The organism is Mesorhizobium sp. CC13 (genome assembly GCF_039907765.1).
GTDB lineage: Bacteria > Pseudomonadota > Alphaproteobacteria > Rhizobiales > Rhizobiaceae > Aminobacter.
The window spans coordinates 1-22,663 of sequence record NZ_JARDJI010000022.1 but is presented as its reverse complement, the minus strand read 5'-3'; the positions used below and the strand labels follow the sequence as shown (position 1 = coordinate 22,663).

Annotated in this window: 20 protein-coding genes; 5 read left to right on the top strand and 15 right to left on the bottom strand. The window is 63.6% G+C overall.

Features of this window, described 5'->3' with window-relative positions; translation table 11 throughout:
* Positions 1-9 precede the first annotated feature (9 nt).
* The 6 genes from PV773_RS21955 to PV773_RS21930 form a co-directional block, all read right to left on the bottom strand.
* Positions 10-765: an aspartate/glutamate racemase family protein gene (locus tag PV773_RS21955; protein ID WP_347968409.1), complete on the bottom strand. Its 756-nt coding sequence runs from the start codon at positions 763-765 to the stop codon at positions 10-12.
* Positions 766-774: 9 nt separating this feature from the next.
* Positions 775-1,491, bottom strand: coding sequence for an ABC transporter ATP-binding protein (locus PV773_RS21950; protein ID WP_347968408.1), 717 nt, complete (start codon positions 1,489-1,491; stop codon positions 775-777).
* Positions 1,488-2,258 carry an ABC transporter ATP-binding protein gene (locus PV773_RS21945; RefSeq protein WP_347968407.1) on the bottom strand — a complete coding sequence of 257 codons (771 nt, stop codon included), beginning with the start codon at positions 2,256-2,258 and terminating at the stop codon, positions 1,488-1,490. Before PV773_RS21945 ends, PV773_RS21950 begins: the two co-directional genes overlap by 4 nt.
* Positions 2,251-3,288 carry a branched-chain amino acid ABC transporter permease gene (locus PV773_RS21940; RefSeq protein WP_347968406.1) on the bottom strand — a complete coding sequence of 346 codons (1,038 nt, stop codon included), beginning with the start codon at positions 3,286-3,288 and terminating at the stop codon, positions 2,251-2,253. The genes PV773_RS21945 and PV773_RS21940 overlap by 8 nt, the downstream gene beginning before the upstream one ends.
* A 7-nt stretch (positions 3,289-3,295) precedes the next feature.
* Complete coding sequence (locus PV773_RS21935) at positions 3,296-4,144, bottom strand: branched-chain amino acid ABC transporter permease (protein ID WP_347968405.1); 849 nt, start codon at positions 4,142-4,144, stop codon at positions 3,296-3,298.
* 143 nt (positions 4,145-4,287) lie between these two features.
* Positions 4,288-5,427 (bottom strand): ABC transporter substrate-binding protein, encoded by a 1,140-nt coding sequence (locus PV773_RS21930; RefSeq protein WP_347968404.1) that lies wholly within the window; start codon positions 5,425-5,427, stop codon positions 4,288-4,290.
* Positions 5,428-5,671: 244 nt separating this feature from the next.
* Here PV773_RS21930 and PV773_RS21925 point away from each other — a divergent pair, with 244 nt between their 5' ends.
* Positions 5,672-7,081, top strand: coding sequence for a PLP-dependent aminotransferase family protein (locus PV773_RS21925; RefSeq protein WP_347968403.1), 1,410 nt, complete (start codon positions 5,672-5,674; stop codon positions 7,079-7,081).
* 141 nt (positions 7,082-7,222) lie between these two features.
* Here PV773_RS21925 and PV773_RS21920 read toward each other — a convergent pair whose 3' ends face one another.
* The 8 genes from PV773_RS21920 to PV773_RS21885 form a co-directional block, all read right to left on the bottom strand.
* Positions 7,223-8,413: a betaine/proline/choline family ABC transporter ATP-binding protein gene (locus tag PV773_RS21920; protein WP_347968402.1), complete on the bottom strand. Its 1,191-nt coding sequence runs from the start codon at positions 8,411-8,413 to the stop codon at positions 7,223-7,225.
* Positions 8,414-8,417: 4 nt separating this feature from the next.
* A complete protein-coding gene (locus tag PV773_RS21915; protein WP_347968401.1) occupies positions 8,418-9,290 on the bottom strand; it encodes an ABC transporter permease subunit in 873 nt (290 codons plus the stop codon).
* A gap of 156 nt (positions 9,291-9,446) precedes the next feature.
* A complete protein-coding gene (locus PV773_RS21910) occupies positions 9,447-10,451 on the bottom strand; it encodes a glycine betaine ABC transporter substrate-binding protein (RefSeq protein WP_347968400.1) in 1,005 nt (334 codons plus the stop codon).
* A gap of 102 nt (positions 10,452-10,553) precedes the next feature.
* Complete coding sequence (locus PV773_RS21905; protein ID WP_347968399.1) at positions 10,554-11,555, bottom strand: Ldh family oxidoreductase; 1,002 nt, start codon at positions 11,553-11,555, stop codon at positions 10,554-10,556.
* Positions 11,556-11,563: 8 nt separating this feature from the next.
* A complete protein-coding gene (locus PV773_RS21900) occupies positions 11,564-12,133 on the bottom strand; it encodes a DUF3726 domain-containing protein (protein WP_347968398.1) in 570 nt (189 codons plus the stop codon).
* On the bottom strand, positions 12,130-13,779 hold the full coding sequence (locus tag PV773_RS21895; protein ID WP_347968397.1) for a hypothetical protein: 1,650 nt from the start codon (positions 13,777-13,779) through the stop codon (positions 12,130-12,132). Before PV773_RS21895 ends, PV773_RS21900 begins: the two co-directional genes overlap by 4 nt.
* A gap of 41 nt (positions 13,780-13,820) precedes the next feature.
* A complete protein-coding gene (locus PV773_RS21890; protein ID WP_347968396.1) occupies positions 13,821-14,816 on the bottom strand; it encodes a membrane dipeptidase in 996 nt (331 codons plus the stop codon).
* 4 nt (positions 14,817-14,820) lie between these two features.
* Positions 14,821-16,272: an aldehyde dehydrogenase family protein gene (locus tag PV773_RS21885; protein WP_347968395.1), complete on the bottom strand. Its 1,452-nt coding sequence runs from the start codon at positions 16,270-16,272 to the stop codon at positions 14,821-14,823.
* On the opposite strand from PV773_RS21885, the gene PV773_RS21880 reads away from it, so the two are divergent.
* Entirely contained in the window at positions 16,271-17,266 is a 996-nt protein-coding gene (locus PV773_RS21880; RefSeq protein WP_347968394.1) for a LysR substrate-binding domain-containing protein, read from the top strand. The two genes, PV773_RS21885 and PV773_RS21880, sit on opposite strands and share 2 nt — an antisense overlap.
* Before the next feature lie 621 nt (positions 17,267-17,887).
* Here the strand turns inward: PV773_RS21880 and PV773_RS21875 are convergent.
* Positions 17,888-18,796 (bottom strand): iron-siderophore ABC transporter substrate-binding protein, encoded by a 909-nt coding sequence (locus PV773_RS21875; RefSeq protein ID WP_347968393.1) that lies wholly within the window; start codon positions 18,794-18,796, stop codon positions 17,888-17,890.
* Positions 18,797-18,885: 89 nt separating this feature from the next.
* Here PV773_RS21875 and PV773_RS21870 point away from each other — a divergent pair, with 89 nt between their 5' ends.
* The 3 genes from PV773_RS21870 to PV773_RS21860 are packed head-to-tail and all read left to right on the top strand — an operon-like array spanning position 18,886 to position 21,747.
* Entirely contained in the window at positions 18,886-19,908 is a 1,023-nt protein-coding gene (locus PV773_RS21870) for an iron ABC transporter permease (protein WP_347968392.1), read from the top strand.
* A complete protein-coding gene (locus tag PV773_RS21865) occupies positions 19,905-20,954 on the top strand; it encodes an iron ABC transporter permease (RefSeq protein WP_347968391.1) in 1,050 nt (349 codons plus the stop codon). Before PV773_RS21870 ends, PV773_RS21865 begins: the two co-directional genes overlap by 4 nt.
* On the top strand, positions 20,947-21,747 hold the full coding sequence (locus PV773_RS21860; protein ID WP_347968390.1) for an ABC transporter ATP-binding protein: 801 nt from the start codon (positions 20,947-20,949) through the stop codon (positions 21,745-21,747). The genes PV773_RS21865 and PV773_RS21860 overlap by 8 nt, the downstream gene beginning before the upstream one ends.
* The last annotated feature ends 916 nt before the right edge of the window (positions 21,748-22,663 follow it).

Genomic DNA, 22,663 nt, shown 5'->3' with positions numbered 1-22,663 from the left:
AGCCTGGCCCTAGTGTTGGCCGTCGCGGCGCGGCGAAATTTCCAGATGCTTCACGGTTCCGCTCAGACGCTTCGGCAAGGGATAGGCGAGATCGCCAAACTTGCTTGTGCCGAGCCGCAGGGCGACGATGCCTTCGATCAGCTTGGTCGCGGCCGTAACGCCTTCAATGACGGGAACCCCGATCTGCTGCTGGATATGGGAGGCGAGATCGGCCATGCCGGCACAGCCGAGCACTATGGCGCCGATGTCATCTTCGGCCACGGCGCGCCGGCACTCCTCGACGATCTCGCGGCACGCTTCCATGCCGGTTTCCTCAAGCTCGAGCACCTCGAGCCCGGATGCCCTGACCCTCCGGCATTGATGTTCGAAGCCATGCACCTGCAGCAGATGCTCGCAGATTATCTTGGTCCTGGCCAAGGTCGTGACGACCGAGAAGCGGGTCGCCACAATGCTGGCGACATGAAAGGCGGCCTCGGCAATTCCTATCACCGGTCCCCGTGCGATCTCACGGGCAGCCAGGTAGCCAGGGTCGCCGAAGCAGGCGATGACGTAACCATCGACCCCTGCACGCTCGCCCTCATGTATCTGCTCTAGAATGCCGATCGTGCTGACTGCCTCGTCGTAGTGGCTTTCGATCGAGGGGGGCCCGCTGGCGACCGAAACAGAAAGGATCTCGGTACCAGGCGAGGCAACGCCTTGCGCAGCCGCCAGGTTCTTCATGGCAAAGGCGGCAGTGGTGGTCGGATTGATGATCTCGATCTTCATCGCCTGCCCCTAGCCTCCGAGATAGGCGCGCCGGACATCATCGTTCTCCGCCAGTTCATGGGAGGGACCGGACAATGCGATCTTGCCGGTCTCGAGCACATAGGAATGACTGGAGAGCTTGAGTGCCATGCGGGAATTTTGTTCGACGAGGATAACGCTCACGCCGTTGTCCCTGTTGATGCTGGTGATGAAGCGGGCAATCTCGCGGACGATGATCGGCGCGATGCCTAGCGACGGTTCGTCGAGCAGTAGCAGGCGCGGCTTCGACATCAGCGCGCGGCCGATGGCGACCATCTGCTGTTCGCCCCCCGACAGGCTGCCGGCCTGCTGTCTTATGCGCTCACGCAAGCGCGGGAAGCGTGTCAGGATGCCTTCAAGGTCGGAGGCGACGCCGGCGCCATCCTTGCGTCGGTAGGCGCCCATCAGCAGATTGTCGCGGACGCTCATGAACGGGAAAATGCGCCGGCCTTCAGGGACCATCGCCACGCCGCGCGCCACGATCTGATCGGGCCCCTTGCCATCGATGCGCTCGCCGTCGAACCAGATCTCCCCGCTTTCGGGAGCGGTCAGTCCGGTGATGGCGCGGAGTATGGAGGATTTGCCGGCACCGTTTGCGCCGATGAGGGAAATGATCTGGCCCTCTTCGGCATTGAGCGAAACGCCTTTCACGGCACGGACCCTGCCGTAAGACACCGCCAGATCACGGACGGAGAAGTGCGCGCTCATAGGCCGATCTCCTTGTCTTCCGAGCCCAGGTAGGCTTCGATGACCTTCTCGTCCTGCTGTATCTCGGCGGGTGTTCCCTCGGCGATCTTGCTGCCGAAGCTCACCACCAGGATTCGCTCGCTGACCGACATCACCGCACTCATGTCGTGCTCGACCAGTATCGGCGTGACCCCCTCGTCGCGGATCTTGCGGATCAACTCGACGCCGCGTTTCGTCTCGTCCGAATTCAAGCCTGCAAACGGCTCATCAAGGAGGATCAGCTGCGGCTTCGCCGCAAGCGCAACCGCGATGCCGAGATTGCGCAACATTCCATGTGGCAGCGCTGCCGCCACGGTGTTGGCAAGACTGGTCATGCCCAGCATGTCGAGCACGTGATCGGCATACTCGCCGGCTTCCCGGTCATCCTTCCGGGCTCGCGGAGATCGGAAGATCATGCCGGCCAATGACGCCTTGCAGTCCTTTTGGTACCCAAGCAGGATCGCATCGCGCACCGTCATGTCCTGGAAGCTGGTGTTCTCCTGGAAGGTCCGCACAATCCCATGCCGCGCGACCGCATGAGGTCCGATGCCGGTGATGTCCTTGCCGTTGAAGCGAACGGTTCCCGCCGTGGGGGTCAGGAACGACGCGATCAGCTTGAAGCATGTGCTCTTGCCGGCACCATTTGGGCCGATGATCGAAAGGATCTCGCCTTTCTTCAGCGTGAAGCTCAGATCCTTCACCGCTGTCAGGCCGCCGAAGATCTTGGTCAGTCCGAGAACTTCAAGCATTGGCTGCCTCCTTCGATTTGCCGGAGCGCCGCTTGATGACGCTCAGGATGCCGTTCGGCATGAGCAGGATGCAAAGGATCATCAGGCCGGAGAAAATGACCGTCTGAAAGCGCTGGAATTCATGCAGGAGCTCGAAGCTGCTCATCATCACTGCAGCACCGACCAGCGGGCCAATGACGAATTCGAGGCCGCCGACGAAGCAGTAGACCATGAAGTAGACGCTATCGATCACCTGGAAGGTCGTGGGGTAGACGTTCTGTTGCAGGGTCGCGAAGAAGGCCCCACCCACACCGGCATAAAAGCAGCTCACCATGAACGCCACCACGCGATACTTGGCGACGTTGATGCCGAGGCTCGAGGCGAGATCCTCGTTTTGCCGCAGCGATCGGAACACGGCGCCCACTCGGCTGGTGTCGAGAAGCCACATGAACAAAAGCCCAAGGAGCATCAGAGTGCCGGCGAGATAGAAGAACGGCAGCCGAGCGCCCTTTTCGAATGCGGGGATGATCGTGAGGCCGAAAAGCGACAACTCGCCCGGGAGCGGAAGGTCAACGATGCCCTGGGCACCCCTGGTAAGGGCCGGGAAGCTCAAGGCGGCCAGGCGACAAGCCTCTGTGATGCATAGGGTTATCATCGCGAAGTAGACACCTTTCAGCCGCAGCACGGGCCAGCCGATCAGGCCGCCAAGTATGGCTGCAATGGCGCCGGAAAGCGGAAGGCAGACCCAGAACGAAACGCCGAACCGTGAAACCAGAATGGCGGTTGCATATGCGCCGATCAACGCAAAGCCAGCCTGGGCCAGATTGATACGCCCGATCGCAAAGGTCAGCCACACGCCGAAGCTGATGAAGCTGACGGCCGCCATGGTCGTGAACACGTTCAGAAGGTAGCCGTCTGCGCCAAAGAGGAGCGGAACTCCGATGAAATATGCCGCGGCAACCAGCACTCCCAGACCCAGAGGCTTACGCGAGGAACGTGGCCGATCGCTTTCGGGAAGATGGATGTTCGGCATGGACATGGTCTTTTGCATGGTCATCTCAGCCCCACGGCTTACCCATGATCCCGTTCGGCCTCACGATGAGGAAGCAGATCACGATCAGGAAAATGATGAGAAAGGTCAGTGACCCCGGCAGGAGCGCATAGCCGACGGATTCGAGGAAACCCAAAACGAACCCGCCGAGAATTGCACCGGACAGGACGCCTGCGCCGCCGATCATGATCATCAGGAACGCCTTGATTGACACGGCTGTGCCAGCGCCGGTGTGTACCGCGAATATCGCTACGAGCAGCCCGCCCGAAAGCCCGGCCAACCCCGTGCCCAAGCCAAAGCCCATGGCGGACAGCCACTTGAGATTGACGCCCTGAAGCGCCGTGGCTTCGCGATCCTGAGCCATCGCCCGCAGCGCACGACCGGTCTTGGTGTAGCCGATGAATGCCATGAGTGCTGCGATCAGCAACGCTGCGACGATGATCACGACGATGCGCCCGGTGGGCAGCCGCGCTCCGAAGAGTTCGACGATTCCCGTGGCGATCGGCGGTACGCCCCTTTGCTTCTCGCCGAAGACGATCAGCGCCAGGCTTTCGAGGAAGACTGCCGTGCCCATGGCAAGCAGCATGGTCACTTCCTCGCGTTTGACGCGCAGCATGACTGGCCGGAACAGGAAGAGTTCCATGGCCACGCCGAGTAGGCCAACGATCAGGAAGGACATCAGCAGGCCAAACCAGAACGGCAGGCCAAACACGACGTTGAAATAGTAAACGACGAACCCGCCGATCATGTAGAGCTGGCCGTGCGCGAAATTCACCACCTTCATGATGCTGAAGATGATCGTGATGCCGAGCGCGATGAGGGCATATGTCGTTCCGACGACAAGCGCGTTGAGCATAACCTGCGTCATGCGAGGGTCTCCTGTCTCGGGCAGGCAACTGAGGCCACCCCGTGGCCCGCGCACGACGGGACGTCGCGGACCTCATGCGAGAGAAAGAAGGCGGCGATCCAATGGGGCAGACCGCCGCCCAGTAAGCTCGGTCAGTCTGGGAGCTTGCCGACAAACAGTGGTTTGTATTCGCCGTTTTCGACTGCCTGCACGACGATCGGCACCGAAACCTGGCGCGCCTGGCCATAGTCCGTCCGGCCGACATACTTCAGGTCGCCGCCCTCCTTCAGGAAGGGGTTCTTGCCGACGAAGCCGTCGAGCGCGGCCTTGAATACCTCGGTATCTTCGAGAGCCTTCGGGCCCGCGCTTTGAAGCGTCTGGATCATGATCTCGGGGCCGTAGACATAGAGGCCGGCAACATCGTTCCACTCACCCCAGTCCTTGGTGTAGCGTTCGATGAACCTGACCATGAAGTCGCTGCGGATGGCTTCCGTGCTCGCGCCACCTGCCGCGATGAACCCGTTGGCAGCATCGCCGGCGACCTCATAGATGGCCTTGGGGTCTTGTCCGGTTTCGGTGCTCATGGTCCCGGTGAAGCCCAGTTCGCGGGCAGCCTTGATCAGCGGGCCGACATCCGAGGGCGACACACCCGAGAGCACGATGTGATCCGGAGACGTGCCGATCACTTTCGTCAGGATCGGAAAGAAGTCCGTCGTCCCCGACTCGTATGTCTCTTGGTCCGAGACGACCTCGAGGCCGAGCGCCTTTGCTCCGGCGGCGCCTTCATCGCGCTGCTTGATGGGATCGGCGTTGTTTTCGCTGACAAAGGCGATCTTTTTCACGCCCTTGTTTTCCATCAGCCATTTGTAGATGACCGGACCGACCTGGTAGGACGCCACCATGCCGAGGATCGACTGGGATGCCGGTGCCTTGTAGAGCGACTTCGAGAAGGCGTAGGGCATGTTGATGGTGCCGTTTGCCTCCATGACGGACTTGGCGCTTTCCGCGGTGGAGTCCGTGTTGGGCCCCTGAATATACTTGACCCCTTCCGACACCAGCTTTTCGGCACCGGTCTGAGCACCCTTGGGGTCGCCCTTGTCGTCGACGCAAACGACTTCGACCTTGTAGGTCTTGTCGCCGATCGCCACGCCGCCATCGTCGTTCCACATGCCGGCGCGAGACTTGAACGTCTGGCACATCACGCCACCCCAGCCGGCAAACGGCCCGCTCATCACACCGAGCGCGCCGATCTTCAGAGTTTCCTCGGCCTGCGCCGAAGTTCCAAATGCCAACGCGCCGATAGCAGCGCCCAGTACAAGCACCCTATTGGGCCTGAATTGTTTCTGCCTTCGCAAATTCATCTTCTCCTCCGTTGCGATGCTCGCCGTTCATCTGCAATTGAACCCATGTCAATGGACTCAATATGGTCAGATTTCCTAGTTTTGTTCCCTTGTGTTTGTTATTTTTTGAGCGTATGTCTGACATCAAAGGGTGTCAATTATTTCATTGACACGGTGTCAAAGTAGGCGAGGCCGCATGAACTGGAAGCCGGAGATCAGGAAAGGCGCCGGGCCAATCTACGCGGCGATATGCGACGCGCTCGAACGTGGCATAGCGGAAGGCCAATTGCTGCCCGGAGAAAAGCTGCCGCCGCATCGCGATCTTGCCTATCGGCTCGGCGTTACGGTCGGGACGATCGCGAGAGCCTATGCCGAAGCAGCAACCAGAGGCCTAGTCGTCGGCGAAGTCGGGCGAGGTACGTTCATCAATGACTTCGACAATCATCGCGACGACATCACGCGCCTCGTGGTGCCGGAAAAGCCGCAGCCGGAGGTCATCGATCTCGGATTGAACCTTTCCGCCATCGGCGAAGCAGACGAAATCTTGAGGTCGACGCTGAAGGACATGTCGCGGTCGGGTTCGCTCGATGCGCTCCTGACCTATCAGCCCAGCGCAGGAATGATTGCGCACCGAGCGGTCGCCGCTCAATGGCTTGAGGGGATTGGGATCCGAGCCCACCCGGACAACGTGATCGTCTGCAACGGCGGACAGCATGGCCTTTTGATCAGCATGATGGCTCTGGCCGGCCACGGCGACTGCATTGCCACCGAACAACTCACCTATCCTGGCGCGCGAGCGATTGCGCATCAGCTTGGCATCAGTCTCGGCGCGATCCAGATGGACGAAGCGGGAATTGACCCCTCAGCCCTCCGCGAAATGTGCGAGACCAAGAAACCCAAGGCGCTCTACTGCATGCCTGTCCTGCAGAACCCGACGACGGTCACCATGTCCGAACAGAGGATGCGCGAGATTGCCGCGATCGTCGACGAGTTTGACCTCTGGATCATCGAGGACGACGTCTATGGCTTCCTCGCCGAAACCAGGCCGCGCCCATTTGCTTCGATTATCCCCGAGCGAACCATATATCTTACCAGCGCATCCAAGAGCATGGCTCCGGGCTTGCGCATCGGCTTCCTGGTGGTGCCGCCGACATTGAGCCGAACTGTCCAGGAAATCGTCACCATGAGCAACTGGATGTCGCCCCCGCTGATGGCGGCAGTGGTGGCCAACTGGATGGCCAACGGCTATGCAGACAAGCTCATCGCCTGGCATCGCAAGCAGGCCCGTGAACGCCAGGAACTGGCGCACCGGGTTCTCGGGCCGTTTGCGGAGCGGGCCTCGACGTCCTGCTATCATCTCTGGCTGCAGTTGCCGGAACCGTGGCGAATGGACTCCTTTTCCGCGACCGCCTTGCGGGAGGGCGTGAGAGTGATCACCGCGGATGCATTTGCGGTAAAACGCGACCACGCGCCTCACGCAGTCCGGCTGTGCCTTGGGGCAGCGCATTCGCTTTCTCAGATCGAACTCGGCCTAAGTCGGCTGATGGGCCTGCTTAGCTCTCAGCCAAAGCCCCATATGGACCTGCAATCGATCGGCTACCTGTAGAGGCCTACAACCTGGCAGCTGCCGTTGGCTACGCCATGTCGAGCTGCCAGCGGAACAGCATCCCCGTCACGATCCCGTGCTTGCGCGCGACAGCCGGGACGCCTTGCTGGTCACTCTCCCGCTGGCTGCCGGAGGCAGCCATCATGCGCAGATTGCATCGGCCGGGCCACGCGGCGGCGCTTTGCTACAGACACCTTGTGCCAAGCGAGACAGCGCCTTGAACGCCATTTCACGCGTCAGTATGCCGGCGGGAGCGCCGCTGTCTATGACGACGACGGCGTCGTCGCCAGCCAGGAAGGGGAAGCTCTCGCCAAGCGTGGCCGCGACATCAATAGACGCAACTCGCTTCGCCCGGTCTGGCTCGCTGGAGGTAAGGACCCTCATCTCAGCACCCTGCGCAACGATCACGGCAGGATGCTCGCGCAGGAGCGCTGCGGTCCGGTCCGCGACGGCTTCCGCCTGCGTAAGCACAGGAACCTTCGTGAAGGCGCCGTAGGCAGAGAGAGCGCGCGACAGGTCGACCTTGCGCACGAAACGTTCGACGTAGTCGTCCGCCGGATGAAAGAGGATTTCCGCACCTGTGCCCACCTGCCGCAACTCGCCATCCTTGAGGATGGCGATGCGGTCGCCGAGATGCAGGGCTTCGTCGAGATCGTGGGTGATGAAGATGATGGTCTTCTTCAACCGTGCCTGAATGTCCTTGAGCTGTTCCTGCATGTCGCTCTTGATCAGCGGATCGAGCGCACTGAAAGCCTCATCCATCAACAGCACGTCGGCCTGGGTCGCGAGCGCCCGGGCAAGACCGACACGCTGCTGCATGCCACCGGAAAGCTGTCTTGGGAAACGGCTCTCGAACCCCTTCAGGCCGACGAGTTCCAACTGCTCCATGCCGAGCGCCACCGCCTCGCGCCGGCTCACACCCTGTAGGATCGGCCCGCAGATCGTGTTCTCGAGAACCGTTTGATGCGGCAGCAGACCGAAGCGCTGGAACACCATGGAAATACTGGTACGACGAAACGCCAGCAGGTCCTTGGGGTTCATGTCCATGATGTTGCGGCCGTCGACGAGGATGCGGCCGGCGGTTGGCTCGATCAGCCTGTTGAAGTGGCGGATCAGCGTTGACTTTCCTGAACCTGAAAGGCCCATGATGACGAAGGTCTCGCCGCTGCGGACCGAGAAGTCGATACCATTGAGGCCGACGATGCAGCCGGTCTTCTGCAGGACATCCGCCTTGCGCGCACCGGCGTGCAGCTCGGCCATGGCGTCGTCCGGACGATTGCCGAAGATCTTGTAGACATTGTCGACCTGGATTTTCACGTCGGAAGCGGTCACGGCCTTACTCTCCGCTCGCAAGATGCTTCTGGGCGCGGCGACCGTAGGACTGGGCGATGCGGTCGAAGATCACCGCCAGGAAGACAATGGCGATGCCGGCAACCAGGCCGCGGCTCACCTCCAGCCGCTGGATTCCCTGCAACACCTGGTAGCCGAGCCCGCCCGCGCCGATCATCGAGGCGATCACAACCATCGACAGCGCCATCATCGTCGTCTGGTTTATGCCGGCCATGATGGTCGGCAGGGCGAGCGGGATCTGGACTTTCAACAGCTTCTGGCCCGGCGTCGCGCCGAAGGCGACAATCGCCTCGACCACCTCTGCGTCGACTTGGCGGATGCCGAGATCGGTCAGCCTGATCACCGGCGGAATGGCAAAGAACACGGTGGCGAGGATGGCCGGGATCTTGCCGGGACCGAACAGCATGACGAAGGGAATGAGATAGACGAAGATCGGCAGCGTCTGCATGATGTTCAGGAGCGGCAGCGCCACCGAGCGCAACCAGTCGGAACGCGCCATCAGGATGCCCAGCGGAATGCCGACCACAACGGCCACCACGGTCGCGGCGAGCATCAGGGCCACCGTCGCCATGGCATCGTTCCACAGGCCAACCGCACCGATGAAGAACAGCATGACCACCGCGGCGCCCGTCATCCTCATGCTTCGCGAGGCCGAGTAGGTCAACAGGGCGATTCCGGCGATCGTGACATACCACGGCAACCACTGCAGGAAGGCCTCCATGGCGCCCAGAAGCTTGAGCAGCGGCCCCAGCAACCGCTCCAGCGTGTCGCCGTAGTTCGCCACGATCCAACTGAAGCCGTCGTCGATCGCGAAGCGGAGCCCGCGCGTGTCGACGAGTTCGGGAAAATTGTCTGCCATGGCATGACCCTTTCAAAGGTTGGCGATCCGCTCCTCGCCGCTCACGCGTCGCGGCCGGTTGCCATGTTCCGCGCCCCATGCGCGTCAGGCATCCGGCCGAAGCGTGATATGCGGTGTGCGGCGCGTCCGGGGGAAGATGTGCCCGCCAGGCTGCGATCAGAGCGCTGCCTTCACCTTGCTGGCCACATCGGCCGGGACCCACTTCGTCCAGATCGTTTCGTAGTTCTTGAAGAAATAGGTGGCGACCTCCTCGGGCGACGCCTTGTTGTCGTCTCCCCAGGCGAGCACGTCACTGATCTCTACGTTGGGCACCTGCATCTTCGACAGGAATTCGGCAACGGCCGGCGCCTTCTCCTTGAGACTGGTGGTCGCCGCGACGGCAACTTCGCCGACCGCCCAACCCGTCAGTTCCGGCTTCTCGCACTTGGCATCGGTAAGGCAGGTGAACTTTGCCTGATCATAGGCCGGCATCTCGAGCACCTTGAGCTTGTACTTGCCAATCACCTCGGTCGGCCCCCAGTACCAGCCGATGAACGGCTTCTTGCGCGAGACCTGCCGCGCGATCATGGCCTTGAGGTTCGCACCCGAACCGGTAGGATAGACCTCGTAGGTCGCTTCCAGGCCGAGTGCCTTGACGAGATTGTTGGTGATGATCTCGCAACCCCAGCCAGGAGGGCATGCGTAGAAGCGGCCCTTGCCGGGGCTCGACGGATCCTCGAAGACCTGCCAGTTGTCCTTGAGGTCGCTGACGGAACGGATTTCCGGGTGCGCCTGGGCGATATAGTCCGGGATCCACCAACCCTCCTGGCCGCCGCTGGCAAAGATGTCACCGGCCTTGTAGACGGTGCCCTTCGCCAGCATCTGGTCCCAGGTCGACTTGACCGTGGAGACCCACAGTTCGGGCGCGATGTCAGGCTCTCCCTTGGCCAGCATGGAAGATGCGGTGGGCACCGTGTCGCCGGGCACGATCTGGACATTGCAGCCATATCCTTCGGCAAGGATCGCCTTGGTGACGTAGGCTAGGGTGCCGGCAGACAGCCAGGTCATTTCGGCGATCGTGATCGGATCCTTCGTCCCGCATTCCGTAGCCTCGGCAGCGTTGCTGCCGAGAACCATGCAGGCAAGGCAAACTCCCGCAAGTATGGATGTCTTGAGCTTCATCGCAGTTCCCTTTGTTGTCGTTGTGATGGCCTCGAAGGGTACGATGTAGAAGGCTGTGACTTTTATCAAACCGAAATAACTGATCCGGATTTCAGAAAAACTTTAGCAGCAGAGCACTTCGATTCGATTCGCGAGACCGGCGTCGACCAGCACGCCCTCCCGCTCGGTGCGGCGGCGGGCAGCTTGGCGGCCGCCACCCGGAAGGCGGCCGCCTTGCCCGACGATTGCTTCCACGAGACTTGCGACCTGGCGCGAAAAGCCTGCCGAAAAGGCCGAGGTCTCGAAGGCGACAAAACACTGTCCGGTTCTCGGCGGACCGCCCGTGGTTCCGGAAAACGGGCTCGCCTCCTTGCTGAGCACGGCGCCCGCAAGGCACGACGCGAGAGTTTCCACCAGAAGCCCGACGCCGAAACCCTTGTGGCCACCGGCGGGGAGCATCGAACCCTTGAGCGCCGCGGCCGGATCGAGCGTGCCAGCGCCGTGCTCGTCGATAGCCCAGCCAGGTTCGATCGGCCTGCCCTCGCGCGATCGCAGTAGGATCTCCGATTTCGCCACCACGCTCGCCGACTGGTCGAGCACCAGCGCGGCACCGCCTGCGCCATCGGGAACGCCGAGCGCAAACGGATTGGTGCCGATGACCGGCAAGCGCCCGCCCGGCGGCGCTATCGAAGCCGGCGCATGTGTCGTGCAGAGGCCGAGCAGTCCCGCCTCGGCGATGCGCTCCGCGTGATGGCCGAGCACGCCGCAATTATAGGAATTGAACACCGTCATCGCGGCGACACCGTTGACCCGTGCGGCGGCAATGAAACGATCCCACCCGGCATCGATCGCAGGATGGGCGAACCCGGTCGCCGCATCGACGACGACCGCGCCGGGGCGCGGCTGTGAAACGGCTGGCCGCGCCCTGCCGTCGACCTTGCCGCAACGGACGTGTTCCGCGTAGATCGGCACGTAAAGCAAGCCGTGGCTGCGGATGCCGTCGCGCTCCGCCAGCATCGTCGAGCGGGCTACGGCCGCCGCATTGCCCGCGCTGGCTCCCGCCGCCGTCAGCGCGCGCAGGCACAGCTGCTCCACCGCGGCGAGCGTCATCATCGGCACTGTCATGGAATTCCTCAATCGTTGTCGGTGGTGCCCGCACCGGCGCCCCGGGCACGTGACAGTTCGGAAGCCGGCACATAGGTCTTCGCCGCCAGGCCAAGTGCTGCCGCGTAGGCTGCGGCATCGGTTGCCGCTGGCCGATGTGATCTGAGCGGGGTGGGCGCACCGTCATCGGCGAAAGGCAACAACAGCAAACCCACCACCGACGGCACCAAGGCCTCGGCGGTGACCATCCGCGCCAGTGGCTCCACATTCCCAGCCTTCCGAACGGCGAGGTTCATCTCCGTACCGGCTGCCACAGCGCCAGCCAGGCCGATCAGCATCAGGCGGCAGTTCCATCCCTCGGCAGCAATCTCCGCCGTTTCGCCGCAGCACAGAGCATCGATGGCCGCCTGGGCGCCGAGGATCTCCGCTGGGCTGCCAAGCGCATCGACCACGATTGAGACAGCGTCAACGCCACGTGCCGACAGCCAGACGGCTGCCTCGCCGACATCCTCCGCGACGCCATGGGGCAATCCGGCCCCGCCGGCAGCCTTGCGGGCGACCGTCAGCACTTCGTTGTAAGACAGTTGGATCGTCGTCATCGCAGCACCGGAAGCCAGCAATCGTCGGTTTCGCCGGCAGCGATTTCGCCTGCCGTCGGCGCGCCCTGGAAAAGCGTGATGCGTGTCCAGCGATCCGAGCGCGGATCGAACTTCGATGCACCGAAGAAGGCGAGCTTGCAGCGCAGCATATTGATGGGCAGACAGCGGTCCGAGAGCAGGTTGTCGCGGATTTCAGAATAGGGAGCGGTGGCCGCCGTCTGTATGCGCCGAACCACATGTCGATGCTGCGGGAAGCGGGCGAGGAAAGCAGCGACGGTCTGCGTTTCCGGCTCATCCGCAAGGTCGGCGGCGAGGCCTTGCACCTGTCTTGCGATGTCGAGCGGAAGCTCGAGATCCGCGCCAGGCTCGGAAGTCCGGCGGCCGAGCCGGGGCTCCAGCTTCTCCTCCGAAACGTACCAGAACTGGGCGGTCTCGGCCGGCCTGTCGAACGCGACGATCAAGGCCCAGCCATAGTGGTCACGCAGGAGCCTGCGAAGCGCCGCAAGCCTCATGCCTGGCTGCAGCGTCGCTTCCCGCACTGCTGCCATGCCGTCGGCAAGATCGTCGTTCTCGGTCCCCGCCATTTCGATGACAAGCGCTGCAAGCAACTCCTGGAAGTCGACCGACATGAATTGCGAACGCTCGAGCAGTGACGCCACAGGTGACGATACCGCCCGCAGCCTAGCGGGGTCGATCCAGGCTTGGGCCTCGGCCCACTCCCCTCGCAGACCCAGGATGCGCGCCATCAAGGCATCGTCCTCGACCGACCATTGGTCGAGATGCATGCCGGCCTGCCGCCAGAGCTCGGCCAGCCGGTCCAGCGATGCCGCATCCAGGTATCGTTTGGACCTCACCCGCGCCAGTGCGGTCTCGCGCGCGAAAACCCAGTTGTTCAGGAGCTGCGGATGATTTGCCAGGAACGGCGCCATGCCGAGACCCGTGGAATTGCCGACCCCGATGTGGCGGCGCAATTCCGGCGCAAGCGGCACGAAGGTTTCGGGCGCGCGGGACCTGGCGACGTGCTCGACGAGATCGTGGGAGAACTCTCGGATCAGCCAGACCGTCAGCATCTCGGCCTGGAAGGGACCGGCCAGCCCCTCGCGTTCCGCCAGCACGAAGCGATCGGCAATGCCGAACTTGCCGTTGCCGTAGACGGCCGTGGTACGCAGGAGGTAACCGACCTCGCCAAGACGCTCTCGTTCCGGCTGCCGCCCACGCGCCAGGCTGTCGGCGACATGTTCGAAGAAGCGCACGGACTTGTTGGCTCGGCTCAGCACCAGGTCGCGCGGACCAAAACGTCCCGCCTCCTGCCGCGGCGCATTTTCCCGCAGCCGCTCTGTCTCGGCATCGTCGGGAATGCCGTCATAAAGCACGAAGCTGGTGTCCCAGGCCTCGGCGATGACACGGTCGGAGCGCTTCTCGTCGGGAAGCGGGCAGGAAAAGGCAACGAGGCTGTAGTCGTGCCCACCCAGCTCGAGCGTGTAGACCGCGTCGCCAAAACCTTGGTCGTCCAGGCGCCAGAGCGGGCGGCGCACCGTCGCACCGCCCGAAGCGAGACGCCGGATCAGGCTGCGCAGGAAGCTGAGCCGCGTTGGAAACGACGCTCCGATCCGCCGCAGGCGCATGACGACGTCGGGTGAGCGCATGGCCAGCTCCGGCGCTGTCGTGATGGCTGTCGCCCGGTTGTTCATGACATCGGTCCGAAAGATCGGGTGTAGAACCGAAGCCAGTTGCCACCCATGATGCCGCCAACCTCCTCGTTGGCGAACCCGGCCTTGCGCAGCCCGTTGCGGAGGTTTCCGAGGTCGGCGTTACTGGTGAACCAGCTCGGCTGCCGGGGAAAGCCGGCTGCCGACGCCGAGCCCTCACCGTAGTCCGTCACCTTCGACCAGCGGCCGTTGCGCATCCAGGCTACAACCGAATCCGGCTGGTCCTGGCAGAGATCGCTGCCGATGCCGACATGCTCGACGCCGTAGCGCGAGGCGGTCTCCGCAACCATGGCGCAGAAGCTCTCCAGCGTGCAGTTCGAGCCGTCCTTCATATGGTGCGGATAGAGCGACAGGCCGAGCATGCCGCCCGATCGCGCCAGCGACTTCAGCACCGTATCCGATTTGTTGCGCAGGGCTGGATGCCACCAGTGCGGATTGGCATGGGTAATGGCGACCGGCCGCGCGGAAATCTCCATCGCCTCCAGTGTGGAGCGTTCGGCGGAATGGCTCATGTCGATGACCATGCCCACGCGGTTCATCTCGGCGATGGCCTGGCGGCCAAAGCGTGTGATGCCGGGATCCTCCCCCTCGTAGCAGCCGGTGGCAAGCAAGGACTGGTTGTTGTAGCTGAGCTGCATGAAGCGCACGCCGAGCGTGTGGCAAATCTCGATCAGGCCGATGTCGTCTTCGATCGGCGACGGGTTTTGCAAGCCGAAGAAGATGGCCGTGCGTCCCTCCCGCATTGCCCGTTCGATGTCGCTCCCGCAGCGGCCCGGAAAGATGAGATCCGGATGGCGCTCGAAATGGCGGTTCCAGGCGATGATGTTGGCCACGGTCTCGCGGAAGTTCTCGTGATAGGCGATGGTGGCATGAACGGCGTGCACGCCCCCGGCCCGCATCTCAGCAAAGACGCCCGGGCTCCAGTTGGCATATTGCAGGCAGTCGACGACAGGAGTGGCGATACTTGCGTCCATGGCCTTACTCCGGCTCCCCCGCTCGAACATAGGCGGTCTTGACCTGGGTGTAGAACTCGGCCGCCGAACGGCCCTGCTCGCGCGAGCCGAAGCTCGAATCCTTCCGCCCGCCGAACGGCACATGATAGTCGGTTCCCGCCGTCGGCAGGTTGACCATGACGCAACCGGTGTCGACATGGCGGCGGAAATGGGTCGCGCGGGCGAGCGAGCGAGTGAAGATGCCCGCGACCAGCCCGTAGCGCGTGTCGTTGACCACGGAGAGACCCTCCTCGTAGGAGCCGACCTTCTGCACGGCGGCGATGGGCGCGAACATCTCCTCGCGGTTGAAATCCATGGCATTGTTCGTGCCGGTCAAGAGCGCCGGCGCCATGTAGAAGCCCTCATGTGCCATCTGCAGGCGCTCGCCGCCGACCGCGACTTTGGCGCCGGCGGCACGGGCGCGTTCCATCCAAGCAAGGTTTGCCGCGAGCTGGCGCTCACTGACGACCGGGCCGATCTGTGTGCCGTCCGCCAACGCGTGGCCGACCTTCAGCGCGGCCACGGCGGCGGCGAGTTTTTCGACAAAAATGTCGTGGACGTGCTCATGCACCACAAGGCGTGAGGAGGCCGTGCATTTCTGCCCCGTGCCGGAGTAGCCGCCGCCAATCGACGCCGCTACGGCGAGGTCGAGATCCGCGTCGTCCATGACGAGCAATGCGTTCTTGGAGCCGAGTTCGAGCTGGAATTTGGTGAGGTTCGCCGCGGCGGCGACAGCCACCTGGCGGCCGACCTCGTAGGAGCCCGTGAAGGTAATCGCGTCGACGTCGCGGTGGCCGGCAAGCCCGTTGCCGACGACCGAACCTGGCCCCATCAGCAATTGGAACGTTCCGTCCGGCAGGCCGGCGCGATGAATGATGTCGGCCAGAGCCCAGGCCGATGCCGGCGTTTCGTTGGCCGGCTTCCAGATGACGGCATTGCCGTAGGCGAGCGCCGGGGCGATCTTCCAGCTGGCGGTGGCTGCAGGGAAATTCCAGGGAGAGACGACGGCCACCAACCCCATCGGCTCACGACGCATGTCGATCTCGATGCCGGGACGTACCGAGTCCGCGTTCTCGCCAAGCTGTCGCAGCACTTCGGCCGCATGATAGGTGAAGAACTGGCCGGCGCGGTAGACCTCGCCGCGGCCTTCAGCCAGCGGCTTGCCCTCTTCGCGCGAGAGCAGCTCGCCAAGCTCGGCGGCGCGCTCCATCAGTTCCGTGCCGATGCGGTTGAGGATCGTCTGGCGCTGCTCGAGCCCGGTTGCCCGCCAGGCCGGCATCGCACCACGGCCAGCGGTAACGGCCTCCTCGACATCGGCCGCATCGGCCTGCGCATAGAGGCCGATCAGGTCGGTGACGTCTGACGGGTTCCTGTTTTCATGGAAGCGTCCGCCCTGCCTCCACCGGCCGCCGATCAGGTTGGCGTAGCGTTCTGCCATGTCCGGTCTCCATTCTGTTCGACCGAAAAATCCGCCAGCACCCCGCTTCAATCAAGCAGATATTTCTGTTATCAATTTCAGAAGAATTGAAATAGGCGCCATGATCAAACTTGAAGCATTGCGGGTCTTCGTCACGGTGGCGGAGAGCGGGAACATCAAAGATGCAGCCGATGTGGTCGGCCGCACCGCCTCCGCCGTATCGATGACCCTGAAGCAGCTGGAAGATGAGATCGGCGGGCCACTGTTCCAGACCGACCGCAAGAACAGCCTGACCGCCCTCGGCAACCTGATGCTCGACCTCGGCCGCGAGCAGATCCGCAGTTTCGACAAGTCAGTCAGCATCATGCGCGCATTTGCGCACAGCCGCATCGGCAGCCTGTCGATCGCCTCGGTGCCATCGGTGGCGACGAACGTGCTGCCGCCGATCCTGCAACGCTTTCTGGAAGCGCGGCCGCAGGTGCAGGTCGAGTTGTTCGACATCGACAGCGCGCAAGTGCGGCGCATGGTGGAAAGCGGCGTCGCCGACATCGGCATCGCCGGCGAAAGCCGTACCGGCGGCGGAGTAGAGTTCACGCCGCTCTTCAGCGACCGGTTCAAGCTGCTCTGCAAGGACGACCACGAACTCTGCCGCCTGCAACGCCCCGTCGAATGGAGCGACCTCAATGCGGCGACGCTGATCCGCAATGGCGCTTCCGACCGGATCGAGGCGGAGGATTACAAGCTACTCTCGGCGCAGTCGCTGATCACCGTCTACAACGTCACATCGCTGGTGGCGCTGGTGAAGGCGGGACTTGGGCTCACCATCCTGCCTTCGCTGACCATGCACGATGCGCATGACGGCGTGGCGGTGCTGGAACTAGCCGATGCGGCGGCAAGCCGCAAGGTGGGGCTGGTCGAGCGGCGCGACGTTCCGCCGTCCCCCGTCACCGCCGCCTTCCGCGCTTTTGCCCTGAAAGCAATCCCGGCGCTGGTGGAAGAGCGGCTCGGAGTCTAGGACCGCGGCCCGCAGGAACAAATGCATCGATCGTTCGCCGTGGTGCCGGCCAAAATCTGCGTTGCGCCGGTGTAGCCGGCCTGCCGAGAATGGTGGAGGTACGGTTGTAGGCGGCTCGTGGCTCTGCATTGAAGAGACGCTGAAATATGAGCCGAACGGGCGCGTAACTCACAGGGTCCCCCGCTCCATGTTGCCGGCCAGGACAGCCCCCAAAGGACGCTTTGTCGGAATAGTGTCACCGAGTGGCTGCCCTTCTCTCGTAGCGCCCACTGCGACGCAAGCAGTTACTCCCAGATGCGATTGGACTGCGACGGGATGTCGGCGAAGGCGCCGCCCAAGTACCGACCTGCCGACGAGGTCGACCACACTTCGGTAACGCGATCGACCGCGTCGCAACCTTCGGCTCGACGTGGGGCAGCGCCGAGACGCGATCGGCCTCCACCATGCGCTCGCGAAGCGCAATGACGAATGCGAGTCGGATCGCGGAATCCCGAAAGGGAACCAAAGGGCTCGGCCGCAGCCAGGGTCGCAGCCGAAACGTTGCGCGCGAAGCCAGTGCGTCGAAGCCGGGTGGCCACGCCCGCAAACCGGACGCGATTCGCCCTCGCCTGTCGGAAGCTGCTACGGGGTCACGCCGTAGACGCGGGCGACGTCGTCGAGCAGAAGGTTGGCCGCGATCACGCCCCCGGCGGTGTTCCACACGGCGTCGTCCACCGCCACGGCCTTGCCGGCCTTGACCACCGGCAGGTTCTGCCACAGCGGCTCGGCCAGCCACTCCTCCGACTGCTTGCTCGCCTTGCCGTTGCCGGTCTCGTAGACGAAGTAGAACAGCCGGTCGCCGTCGAAGTCGGGGATGCGCTCCTTCGTAACGTCGTCGGCGAAGCCCGGCTTGTCCTGTACGGCCGGGCGCGCGATGCCGATCTGATCGAGGATCATGCCGGGGAAAGTATCCTTGAAATAGATGCGGGTCAGCCCCGGCATGAAGCGGATCAGCGACACCTTCTCGGCCTTCTTGTCGCCCAGCGCTTCCGCCAGCTTGGCGGCCTTGTCGTCGAAGGCCTTCAGCCCGGCCTCGCCCTCGGCCTTCTTGCCCAGCGCGTCGGCATAGAGCGCGTAGTTCAGCTTCCAGTCGCCGCGCAGGCGCTCCGACATGACCGTCGGCGCAATGGCCGAGAGCTGGTCGTAGATCTTTTCCTGGCGGGTCTTGTTGCCGAGGATGAGGTCAGGCTGCAAGCCGGCGATCAGTTCGAGATTGACGGCCGATTCCTCGCCCACCACCTCGACGCCGTCCATCTTGTCGGCGATGTGCTTGTACCAGGGCGAGCCCGTCCAGGATCGAACGGCGCCCACCGGCTTGAAGCCGAGGGCGAGCACGGCTTCAGTGCCCTCGTTGGTCAGCACCACGATGCGCTGCGGGTTATCGGGCACGTCGGTCACGCCCATGGCGTGCTTGACCTCGTGGGCGGAGGCGGCACTCGGGCCGAAGGCGGCCAAGGCTAGGCCGAACATGGCTTTGACGAAGAGCTTCATGGCAAGGGATCCAAACTTGACTAAGTAGAGAAGGTTTGGCAAAGGGTCAGAACAAACCCTGACTGTCAAGCTCATATTAAGGCCTGTGCGTGCCACTCGCTTCGTCGACCACGAGCATCCGAGCGCGCTGGCGCATCGGGCACCGGTCGCTCATCGCCGGTCTGGTGATGAGCCTGCTTGTGCTGATGTATCTGAGCCTCGCCTTTGGCTACCGGCTGTATCCGGCCCAGGAAATCTGGGCGGCGCTGACCGCCTTCGACGGCAGTGAGACACATGTCGTGATCCAGGAATTGCGCCTGCCGCGGGCGCTGATGGCGCCGCTGGTGGGCGCTGCGCTCGGTGTCGCGGGCGTCGTCGTCCAGACCCTGTCGCGCAACCGCATCGCCTCGCCCGATACGCTCGGCCTCAATGCAGGTGCTGCCTTCGCCGTCGTCATGGCCAGCGGCATCTTCGGCGTGGGCTCGCTTCCCGGCCTGTCGCTTGCCGCGGCTTCCGGCGCACTTCTGACCAGCGTCATCGTCTTCGGCCTGGCCTCCGCAGCCGGCGGCATGTCGCCGCTCAGGATCGTGCTGGTCGGGGTCACCTTCGCCGGATTGTTCGACAGTTTCGTCCATGTGGTGCTGACCATCAACGAAACCATGCTCGACCAGCTGCTGTTCTGGCTGGCCGGCTCGTTTGCCGACCGCAAGCTCGGGCTGGCGCTCAACGGCCTGCCGTTCGTGCTCGTTGGCGCAGGCCTCGCCGTTGCGCTGGCGCGGCCGCTCGACATCCTCCAGACCGACGATTCCACCGCGCGCGGGCTCGGCGTGCCGCTCGGCGTCGTCAGGGGGCTCGCCTTCCTCGCGGTGGCGCTGCTCAGCGGTGCGGCCGTCGCCATGGCCGGGCCGGTCATGTTCGTCGGCCTCGTCGTGCCGCATGCGGCTCGCGCTTTGGTCGGGCTCGGTCACCGTCTGCAGATCGCTGCCGCAGCCCTCGTCGGCGCGCTCTACACGACGGTTGCCGACATCGTCGCGCGCTTCGCCATCTATCCGCGCGAGGCGCCGGTGGGCGCGGTCACGGCCATCGTCGGCGGCCTCCTGCTGCTCGTCCTGCTCCGGAGGCGCATTGCATGAGCCTCGCGCTGCCGCGCCGTTCCGCGCTTTCCCGCCTCAACCGCCGCGCTTGGATCGCGGTCGCCATTATCGGCGTTGTCGCCGTCGTCCTGGCGCTGTTCGGCGTCGGCTTCGGCTCGACCTGGATCGATCCGCGCCGCATCGTCGAAATCCTGCTCGGAGAGGGTTCGCGCGGCGAACGGGTCGTGGTGCTGCAGCTGCGCGCGCCCCGCGTCGCCATCGCCATTCTCGCCGGCGGCGCCATGGCGGTGTCGGGCTACCTGCTGCAGAAGGTGACGCGCAACGAGCTTGCCTCGCCCGGCGTGCTCGGCGTCATAGGCGGCGCCGGCCTCGGCGTCGTCATCTTCCTGGCGCTTTTGTCCGACGAGAGCAATGCGCTCGTCACCTCGATCGTCTGGCAGCCGGTGGCGGCGATGATCGGCGCCAGCATAGCCATTGCGGCCGTCTTCCTGCTCTCGGGTCAACAGGCGTCGTCGGCGGTGCGGCTTTTGCTGTTCGGCATCGCCGTCGGCGCCGTCTGCAAGGCCGGAACGTTGATCCTGATGATCGTCGGGCCGATCTACCGCGTCACCCAGGCGAGCCGCTGGCTGGCCGGCGCGGTCAATGAGATCAACTGGGGCGAGGTCCAGGTGGTCGCCATCGGATTGGCCATCGCCATGGTCGGCGTCTTCGCCGTGGCGCGACGCCTGCCGCCCACCGATCTCGACGAGGTCTCGGCGCGCGGCCTCGGCCTCACCCTGCCTGCCTTCCGCATCCTGGTCTTCGCGCTCGCCTCGGCGCTGACGGCATTCGCGGTTGCTTTTGCCGGCGGCGTCGGCTTCGTCGGGTTGATGGCGCCGCATCTCGCCCGGCTGATCGTCGGCCGGCCGGTCATGGCGGGCATCGTCGCCAGCTTCCTTTTGGGCGCCATCATGCTCGTCGGCGCCGATCTCATCGTCCGCGTGTTGTTTGCGCCCACCGAAGTGCCCGCAGGCACGGTCACCGCGGTCATCGGCACGCCCTATTTCCTCTACCTCGTGCTGCGCAGGGGAAACACCAATGGATAAAGCCGTTTCCGTCGCCGCCCTCACGGTTGCCTACGGTGCGGCGACCGCGCTCTCGGCCATCGATCTCGATGTCCCGAAGGGCAAGGTGACGGTGCTTGCCGGCCCCAACGGTTGCGGCAAGTCCACGTTGCTGCGGGCCATCCGCCGGCTGCACCAGCCGAAATCGGGCGAGATACGGCTCGGCGACCTGCCGATCTCGGGCCTCAAGGAAAAGGAACTCGCCCGCCACATCGGACTTCTGGCGCAGAACCCCTCCGCGCCCGACGACATGACCGTCGAGGAGCTGGTTCGCCTCGGGCGCTACCCCCACCAGACCATGCTGCAGCCCTGGAGTGCTGCCGACGGCGAAGCCATCCGGGCGGCGATGTTCGGCACCGGCGTCTCGCACCTCTCCGACCGGCGCCTCGGCTCGCTGTCGGGCGGCCAGCTGCAGCGCGTCTGGATCGCGATGGTGCTGGCGCAGGAGACCGACATCATCTGCCTCGACGAGCCGGTCAACCACCTCGACATGGCCCATCAGATCGATTGCCTCGACCTGGTCAAGCGCCTCAACCACGAGCATGGCCGCACCGTCGTGCTCGTCTTGCACGATCTCAACCTCGCCGCCCGCTATGCCGACCGCCTGGTGTTCCTAAAGGGCGGAGCGGTCGTCGCCGTGGGAGAGCCGGAGAGGCTGATGAGCGAAACGCAGATCGAGGACGTGTTCGGCATTTCCTGCCGCGTCATCACCGACCCGGTGCACGAACGGCCATTGTGCATCCCGATTCGCACCTCTGTTCCGACGCCGCCCTGAGCTATAGTGATCTAGCTCGAGATCAGAATTTTTCGCGGTGCCGATGCGGTTCATGCGACGGATCCCGGTCACCGGACCTGCCCTTTCCGCTGTGTGATCTGAAATCCGCATAGCAACTATCCAGGCACCTGCTCTAGAGTATTTCCGCTTTTCTTCGAATCGCGAAAACGCTCTATCTCCTTGTTTTTGCACAATTCCGGACAGAAAACCGCTGCGCGCTTTTCCTGGAATTGCTCTAAGACCAAGCGAGTGCTCGACGACCTGCAACAACATCATCCAGATAACCGCGCGGATGGGACAATGACCCGGTAGAGAAGCCGTGGAACACCTGCCATTTGCCGTTCCTAACGTGCCGGCCCACAGGCAAGGGAGACGACAGAAGCTGGGCCGGTGGCCTTTCTGCTGACCGGCGGCAACATGGCCGACTGCAAGGCGGGGCGACGCAGGTGCCGCCGCCGGCCTGGTCAACGCCGACAAGGGTTTCGACAGCAACGCCGTCCGTGGCCAGGTCGGTGCTCGGGGGCGCCTTTGCCAACATCCCGTCGCAGGCCAATCGCATCTGGACGACGGCGAGATAGAAGAGCATGCGCGGAACGCCCTAAGCCACTAGCATGGCTTGCGTTTTCCCGGGCATATCTGTCGGTCGCGTGCTTGCAACACAATTTATGTGAGGAATTTCAACGCACCACTATGCACATGACGACCGTTCGCCGATGCGCGCAGCTGGAGCCCGGTTCTAAACGCGTGGTGTTGCCAGCAGCCTGACCGAACCGTCGTTCCGATGGCCGCAGCGCAACTTCCGCACCCACGACCAAGTTCCAAATAAACCTGTTGATATTTTGGTTGTGTGATCGTCGCCGAACAAGTTGTACGCGTATTGTCAGTATTTGTTAGCGTGCAGCTTGTTCGGGGGGAT